At 27.3% G+C, this 1,262-nt stretch carries 1 protein-coding gene; it reads right to left on the reverse strand.

Annotation, left to right across the window (positions count from 1 at the left end; translation table 11 throughout):
• Positions 1 to 1,262 (reverse strand): ATP-dependent nuclease (locus tag ACN4EE_RS23475; protein ID WP_431708927.1); only part of this gene is annotated, 1,262 nt, incomplete at both ends.

The raw sequence follows: 1,262 nt of genomic DNA on the forward strand, positions 1-1,262 counted from the left end.
GTATAAGGATTAGGAATATAAGTTTCTAAGCCAAAATTATTCTTCATTTTATCAATTAAATTCTGACGATATTCATCATTCAGAAAATCTCTGTCAAAAATTAGCACTGATTTATCCCATAAACTTTGCTGATTTTTAATTATTTGAAAAACTTTTTTATATGCTGGTAAATCTTGAAAAATACGAGAGATTCCGCCTAATACCCAAAACACATATTTATTAGTATTTTTAGGGATTCTATGTTGCAGTAATAAATTAATTACTTTAGCATCATCTTGACCTTCGACAAAAATAATTCTATTAGCTTCGATGGCATTAATAAAATCTAATCCATTACTGCTACCTAAAGAACTTATAATAGGATTAGTAACAGAAGGATAAATTCCTTTAAATCTTGAACCTAAATAAATTTCTTGTTGATGGACGATCGAGCTATAATTATGTTTTGGTTTATTTTCTAAATGGAATAATTGATGTAACGGAATTTGCCTAATTAAAGTTTCATTATGGGTTGTTAAAAAGATTTGAGTTTGATTAGAAAATTTAGTAATTATTTCAATTAAACGTTGTTGAATATCTCTATGAATATGACTATCAGGCTCATCAAATAAAATTAAATTCAAATCTCTTTCTTGTTCAGGAGCGTATAAATTTAGTAAAATTAAAATAATTTGTAAAGTGCCACTTCCTAATAAAGAAATATCTTTTTCTATATCTTTACTCTCGATTTTAAAATCAATAATAGCTTTGGTATCTTGTCGAATATCACTTTTAACAAAAAACTCAATATTTTTCTGATTATTAAATAAAATATAAGATAAATCTTGAATAAATCGATCGTATAAAGAACTATCCTTACCAGTATTTTGATAGAGAGAATAAAGACGATTGCGAATAACTTCTACTGATGCTCTTTTTTGGATTGCTTCAATAATTTGTGGACGGGTAACAAATCTTTCATATTCTCTAATCGCCGCTACTGGAGAAGCAAAAGAGGCATTTATCGGTTCAGGAAAATTGTTAAAAAACTGATTAAATTTAGCAAAATCATACTCATTATAGCCTATTAATTCAATAATATAATTCATGCCCGAAGTTTTGAGAGAAAACCCAATTTCTAGGGTGTCAACTGCTTCGGTATCATCATGTTTAGTAAAAGTGATAATTAACTCAATATTGTTTTGTGTATCACATTGATAGAAAATATCTTCAATATTTGAACTTCTGACAGTTTTAATCGTCTCATAGGGAAAATATTTTTC

Origin of the sequence: Geminocystis sp. CENA526, assembly GCF_050753365.1 — a bacterium.
In the GTDB taxonomy this organism is placed as follows: domain Bacteria; phylum Cyanobacteriota; class Cyanobacteriia; order Cyanobacteriales; family Cyanobacteriaceae; genus Geminocystis.